Origin of the sequence: Caulobacter sp. DWP3-1-3b2, assembly GCF_049896325.1 — a bacterium.
GTDB lineage: Bacteria > Pseudomonadota > Alphaproteobacteria > Caulobacterales > Caulobacteraceae > Caulobacter.
The window spans coordinates 1-6,218 of the sequence record NZ_JAFCUB010000061.1 but is presented as its reverse complement, the minus strand read 5'-3'; the positions used below and the strand labels follow the sequence as shown (position 1 = coordinate 6,218).

General features: G+C 65.2%; 7 protein-coding genes. 1 reads left to right on the top strand and 6 read right to left on the bottom strand.

Annotated features, from left to right (window positions below; translation table 11 throughout):
* The 3 genes from ACP7AG_RS21080 to ACP7AG_RS21070 all read right to left on the bottom strand — a co-directional run.
* On the bottom strand, nucleotides 1-2,102 hold a 2,102-nt coding region (locus ACP7AG_RS21080; RefSeq protein ID WP_426033368.1), incomplete at its 3' end, for a recombinase family protein.
* Nucleotides 2,103-2,105: 3 nt separating this feature from the next.
* Nucleotides 2,106-2,297 carry a hypothetical protein gene (locus ACP7AG_RS21075; RefSeq protein WP_426033366.1) on the bottom strand — a complete coding sequence of 64 codons (192 nt, stop codon included), beginning with the start codon at nucleotides 2,295-2,297 and terminating at the stop codon, nucleotides 2,106-2,108.
* A 206-nt stretch (nucleotides 2,298-2,503) separates the two neighbouring features.
* A complete protein-coding gene (locus tag ACP7AG_RS21070) occupies nucleotides 2,504-2,752 on the bottom strand; it encodes a hypothetical protein (RefSeq protein ID WP_426033364.1) in 249 nt (82 codons plus the stop codon).
* 447 nt (nucleotides 2,753-3,199) lie between these two features.
* On the opposite strand from ACP7AG_RS21070, the gene ACP7AG_RS21065 reads away from it, so the two are divergent.
* A complete protein-coding gene (locus ACP7AG_RS21065; RefSeq protein ID WP_426033362.1) occupies nucleotides 3,200-3,373 on the top strand; it encodes a hypothetical protein in 174 nt (57 codons plus the stop codon).
* Between the two features lie 727 nt (nucleotides 3,374-4,100).
* On the opposite strand, the gene ACP7AG_RS21060 is transcribed toward ACP7AG_RS21065, so the two are convergent.
* The 3 genes from ACP7AG_RS21060 to istB all read right to left on the bottom strand — a co-directional run.
* Complete coding sequence (locus ACP7AG_RS21060; RefSeq protein WP_426033360.1) at nucleotides 4,101-4,433, bottom strand: hypothetical protein; 333 nt, start codon at nucleotides 4,431-4,433, stop codon at nucleotides 4,101-4,103.
* The gene (locus tag ACP7AG_RS21055) at nucleotides 4,412-5,059 is read right to left on the bottom strand and encodes a hypothetical protein (RefSeq protein WP_426033358.1); all 648 of its coding nucleotides are present in this window, start codon (nucleotides 5,057-5,059) and stop codon (nucleotides 4,412-4,414) included. Before ACP7AG_RS21055 ends, ACP7AG_RS21060 begins: the two co-directional genes overlap by 22 nt.
* A 565-nt stretch (nucleotides 5,060-5,624) precedes the next feature.
* The coding region (gene istB / locus ACP7AG_RS21050; protein WP_426033356.1) for an IS21-like element helper ATPase IstB at nucleotides 5,625-6,218 on the bottom strand (594 nt) is incomplete at its 5' end.

Genomic DNA, 6,218 nt, shown 5'->3' with positions numbered 1-6,218 from the left:
CGCGCCTTTATTTCAGCGCATAGCCGGCGCCCTTGAAGAAGTTCCAGCACTCCTCGGGGTCGAAGAGGGCGCAGATGTCGCCCAGGGCGGCCCAGAGGGCGTTGAAAGTGCGGGCGCCGGCTATGCGCTGAAATAAAGGCGCGATGCTCTAGGTGAATCATTATTCGCGCGCCCGGAGAATCGCTCGCGATTCCCCGTTGGAGCGCGATGCTCCAGGCGATGGGGGAGGACTTCACGCGGGGGGCCGCTGAAGCGTTTGGGGAGGGTGCGAAGCGCGCGGGCTCCGCCCGGAGGTTTTGCAGTGTGATTACTGTTTCGACGAAGACGAGCGCTTCGCGTAATCCGTTTTCCAAGAGCGTCCGGTAGGCAGTGGTTTTATCACTCAGCCGGTCTTGTTCGCCCCCGACGGGCGGGCCAGGGCGGCGAGCCCCGGTCCCGGACCGATCACGGGGCGAAGGCGACGAAGGCTCGCCACCAACCCGAACCGCCATCTTCGCGGGGCTGGGGCCCTTGCCGTCGCGGTCCTGCGCCCAGGCCAGGATCGTTTCCAGATCGCCGAACAACTGCACCTCCACCTCCCCGCGCCGCCCGGTCGGGGTCACCACCACCTTGTCGATAACGGTCCGCAGCGCCATGGCCGCCGTTGCGCAATCGTCGGGATGGTTTAGGGCCTTGATCAGGCGCTCGACCTTGCGGCGGTAAAGCTCGGCGACGTTGGGGTGAACGTCGGGCACGTCGCGCGGCGCCTGGGCGATAGCGAGCTCGATGGCGTCGGACTCGGCCTCCAGGGCCTTCAGGCGCTCCATGAGCGGGCGGCTATAGCCGCCGTCCTCTGTGGCCGCCACGATACCCGCTACCGCCTTCCTGGCCTTCTCAAGTCGCAACCGGTCGCCCGCCTCGCTGGCCCGGCGATGGTGGTTGAGGCGATTGGTCTCCTCAATGTAGTTGCGCATCGCTTCGGCCATGGCCTCGGGCGTCACCAGACGCTCCCGCAGGCCGACCAGAACGCGCTCCTCCAGGAGATCGCTGTTGATGGCGCTGGAGTTGGTGCAGCCCCGGCCCTTCACATGCGCCACGCAGGCCAAGCGGCGGTTGCCGCGCTTGGCGATAGTGCCGCCACACACACCGCAGACCAGCAGACCGGACAGCAGGGTTTTGGGGCGACGGCTGCGCGAGGCCGCCTGCAAGCTCTGCGCGCCCTGGTCGCGCGACTGAACATAGGCCCGGCTATATTCCTCCTGACGCGCCCTGGCGGCGGCCCAAAGCTCATCGTCCACGATACGCATATGCGGCGCATCGGCCCACACCCACTCACCTTGCGGGTTCACGCGATGGCGGACGCGGCCGGTGTCGGGATTGCGAACGTCCCGCCGTCGGTTCCAGCAGATGCGGCCGATATAGAGGTTGTTGTTTAGGACGCCCGACTGCGTGGACATGTGGCCCCGGATGGTCATGTCAGCCCAATTGGCCCCCTTGGGCGAACGCACGCCTTCGCCGTTGAGGTCGATGGCGATCTGGCGCGGGCTGCGCCCTGCGACGTATTCCCGGAAGATGCGCCGAACGATCTCGGCCTCTTCTGGGATGATCTCGCGTTCCCCGGTCGTGACCTTGCCCGCCGCGTTGATCTCACGGATGACGCGATAGCCGGAGGCGTTGCCGCCCGAGACCCTGCCTGACTCGACCACCCCCCGATTGCCGCGATGGGTTTTGGCGGCGAGGTCTTTGAGGAAGAGCGCGTTCATCGTCCCTTTGAGGCCGACATGAAGCTCTGAGATTTCACCCTCCGAGAGGGTGACGATCGGCACGTCGGCGTACCGCAGGCGCTTGAAGAGCCCGGCGATATCCTCCTGATCGCGGCTGAGCCGGTCCAGAGCCTCGGCCAGGACCACGTCAAACTCCCCGGCCAAGGCGTCACGGAGCATAGCCTGGACACCGGGGCGCAAGATCACGGTAGAGCCCGAGATCGCCGCATCGGAATAGGTCGCAGTAACCTGCCAACCCAGCTTGGCGGCGTGCATCCGACAGACGCGCTCCTGGTCCTCGATGGAAGCGGCGCTTTGCTTGTCGTCGGAATAGCGGGCGTACAGGGCGACGCGGGTCATGGCTTACCTCGTGGTCGGGTCTTCCGGGGATGGGGTGTCGGCCGTTAGCTGGCGGCGCTCGAACTCGTCGCGGGCGATTTGACGACCCAGCAGTCGGGCCAGGATCAGGACGGCCTCATCGACCCGCGATAGGGCGGCTCGAACATCGGCGGTGGGCTCGGCGGGCTGATCCAGCTTGTGCGGCTTGTCGGTCATCTTCGGTTGCTCCGGGCATTGCGGAACACCGAACCTTGAGGCGATCACTGATCGCGTCAACAGTCGTATATCAACGAGAACAGTCACTTACTGCGCCCTGCACAGTAGCCCGCCGCCGTCCTGGCGAGCGGCGTCGCGCTGACGGCGGCGGCGGGCGGTGGCGGCGGGCGGTGGCGAAGATTTTTTCACCGAAACCGCCATTTACGTCACCCGACGCCCTTACCCGCCACCAAGTGGGCGCCGCAGCCGGGGCAGCGCATGGCCGCCAGCTCCCGCAAGGCGCCGTCGAGCAGTCGGTGCATCACTTCGTTTTCGTCGGGGTGGATTTCGATGGCGGCCACGGCGAGCTTGGCGGCGATGCCGTTGGGGTCTCTGGCCGCCGCTTTGGCGACACGTGGGAGCAACTTCTCGCGGCGCCGGAACAGCGGCTCGATGGCGTCGTCGATCTCGAACATCTCGCGCGCCTCGGGTAAAGCCCGCCGCTCGGAGCGGGAGAGTTGGAACCAACGATGGTTCTCAATCACATAACGTTCCAGCGTGGCCCACCGGCCTAGAAGGCCGGTTGCTCTCGATATCGACCGCGAGGAACGCGGCCGCTCCTGCGACGGCATCTGCTGGCCGCGCGATCTTGTCGGCCCCGGTGACGACCGGCGCGGCCGACGCGGCGCCCAAGATTGAGCGCCTGGTGATGGCAGGCAGGCGTGTACGGTCGCCGCCCGTCTTTCGACGCGAGCCCATGGTCAGAATCCTAATAATTCGGTTATCGTTTTCCTATCATATCGACACATAAAGATCAACGTAAAATGATCACAAGAGCGCAAAACGATCATCAAGTGCCGACGGCGGAGCAAATCCGAGCGGCGCGCGCGCTCTTAGATTGGAGCCAACCACAGCTCGCCGAGATGGCTAAGCTGTCCCTCCCGACGATCCGCCGCATGGAAGGTCCGCTTGGTCCTGGCCGCAGCACCGCAGCCAACATTGACGCGGTGCTGCGCGCACTTGAGGGCGCGGGCGTTGTCTTCATGGAAGCCGGAGAGCTCAAGCCAGGTGGTCCCGGCGTCCGCCTCAAAGCCTAGGCTGCGGTTAAGCCGCAGGCGCCTTGCGCCTGATTAGGCTTAAACCGCATGCCGAGCCCTGGCCGGGCGGAAAGCTGCCGGTCAAGGGGGCGCAAAGCGCATCGCCGCAGGCGACGGCGTAGCCGCCCTCGAGGGGCAGATTTCCGCCCGGCACCTACCGCCCCCTTGGTTCGTAGAGCCCAAAAAGCAGGAGCAGTTCATGCCTGATGAGGCCATCGCGCGGCTTTGCCGCGCCGTCTCGTCCGACGCCGATGACGCGGAGACCACGGACATCGCCGCGCGAACCGTGTCGGCGTTCGCCGCCTGCCTCGAACCATGTCCGCGCCTAGTGCTTGAAAGGGTCCTTCTCAGCATGGCCCAAGCCGCTGAGGAGCTGCCGGCAAGCGCCACGCCCGAGGAGATCCGGGCTCGATCACGTCTGATCCGTGGCCGACGACTCTGAGGTCAAGGACGGGCAACTAGGCGGTGATGCCGCGTCAGGTCCCTACCAAGTGTCTGATCGTGCTTCGGAATTTGATCGCGACGGGGTCGTGCTTCTGGCCGGGTCCCGGAAATTCCTCAACACCATCAACACCATGGAGCCGCAGGGTCCCTGTGCTTTTATCTTGCCGTCGAACTGGCCGTCGAACTGGCCACTGAAAATCGACCAAAACCGCCCCTCTTTCGACCATTCCCCAGCGCCGGCAAACCGGGTTGTGCGCGCAGCTCACGCGCACAACCCGGCCGATTAAGCGGCCCAGACCTGGTTCAAAACCTGCGCTGCCAATGCCGCCTTGTCTTGAGGTAGGAAGCGGCCGTAATGCTCGGCGATGGTGTCGGGCGTATCCTGGATCGCGTAACTCGCCTGCTCATACGAACCGGTCTGCTTCAGTACATGGGTGGCCAACACATCGCGGACATTGTGCGGTCCGTGGGGCAACAACCCTTCGATGGCGCCGCGTCCGGTGTAGGGGTTGTAGACGCCGTGACGCTGGATGGTCAGACGCCACGCCTCATAGAACGTGTTCTGGTCGTATGCGGCGCTGATGCTCTTGGCTTTCATCGTCTTGACGAAGAACACGCCCGGATCGGCCCGCGCCTTGAGCAGCGCACGCCGATCGCTAGCAATATAGGTCTCGATCTCGTCGTACAGGCCGCCCAGGTCGGGCAGGATGAGCCGGAACGGACTCTTGCGGAAAAGGTCGAGCCCGCGTTCTTGAACGCTACGGCCGGGACCAGCACCTCCCAGCCCTCGTCGCGCATGCTCCACCGCAGCTCGCCCCGCTTCAGAACCTCCAATTGGCGTTCCGGCGTGCCAGGCTGGCCCTTGGGTTTAAACAGCAGTTCGCGCAAATTCTTCTGACGAAGGCCCAGATGTAAGCCGAGGCGCAGCATCAAAAAGCTGCGCGTCGACTCAGCGGCGGCGACAGCGAAACGACGCCGATCCGGCCGACGTAGCCGCACCTCTTCGGTGATCTTTCGATATTCACCAAGCGGGCTTTCCGCTTCGAGGATGGAAAGGATCGGCTCGAATGGGTCGCGGTGGACGCGGGCGACGCGGTTGATCTCCTTGGCGCGGACCAGGGCGTGGCGGTGAGCGATCTCGCACATCGTGTCCCAGTCGTCGTGCGCGGCTTGACCTTCGGGGTTACAAGGCCCTCGATCGGACGCAGACAGCCCGCCAACTTTGGCGATTGGCGAAGCCATCCGGTCTCGCATCTGGTCAGGGCGGCGGCGACTGTGAGCATCTCCGACTCCCAACGAGTGAAGAAGCCGCGTCGTCCCTCTCGCCACTGCAGATACCAATCCCAGACAGCGGGGATGGCGAGGAGCGCGAATGTCATGCTCCGCAACGGCGCGCCGTAGCCGCGTATCTCGCTGTTCGGGCAGGCCGCCAGCGCGCCGAACATCAGTCCCAAATGCTCCATCTTTTGGTCCGCAGTCTCCTTGTTCCAGACACCATTGCGTACTCGGCCCCGCGTCGTCAGGGTCGCCGTCTTGAAGAGGCGGAGGTCCCGCGCCTCCGCGTCCAGGGCGAACGGCGCAGCGCTGGCCGCTAACCGCCGGCCGAACTCGCGCTTGTCAAACGGCGCGCAATCGGGACCCCCTATAGGCGCCCAATAGGGACCCCCTATCCGGCTCCGAGCGGCGATGCGCGTAGCTCTCAGCCAGCGCAGAGCATCGCTGCGGGGTGAGCCACTGATCGATCAGCTGCCTGGGAGGGGATCTGGGGGGAGGTTGAACAGGTTGTGGATGAAGCGGAGCGTGCCGGTTAGGCGCGGTTTCTGAGTCGCCAGCTGTCGTTGCAGGTCTCGACGATGTCGCAGTGGTGGGTCAGGCGGTCGAGCAGCGCCGTGGTCATCTTGGCGTCGCCGAAGACGGTGGGCCACTCTCCGAACGTCAGGTTGGTGGTGATGATCACCGAGGTGCGCTCGTAAAGCTTGCTGACCAGGTGGAACAGGCGCTGCCCGCCGGACTGGGCGAACGGCAGGTAGCCCAACTCGTCGAGCACCACCAGATCGAGGCGTGAGAGCTGGGCCGCCAGGGCGCCGGCCTTGCCGCGCCGGGCCTCGTCCTCGAGGCGGTTCACCAGATCGACGGTGTTGAAGTAGCGACCACGCGCGCCGGCCCGCACCACGTTGGCGGTGATGGCGATGGCCAGATGGGTCTTGCCCGTGCCGGTGCCGCCGACCAGGACGATGTTGCGATGGTTGGCCAGGAAGGAGCCGTCGTATAGCGAACGGACCAGGCCTTCGTTGATCGGCGAGCCCTCGAAGCTGAACGCCGCCAGGTCCTTCATCACCGGCAGCTTGGCGGCGGTCAGGCGATAGCGGATGGAGGCGGCCTGGCGATGGTTGGTCTCGGC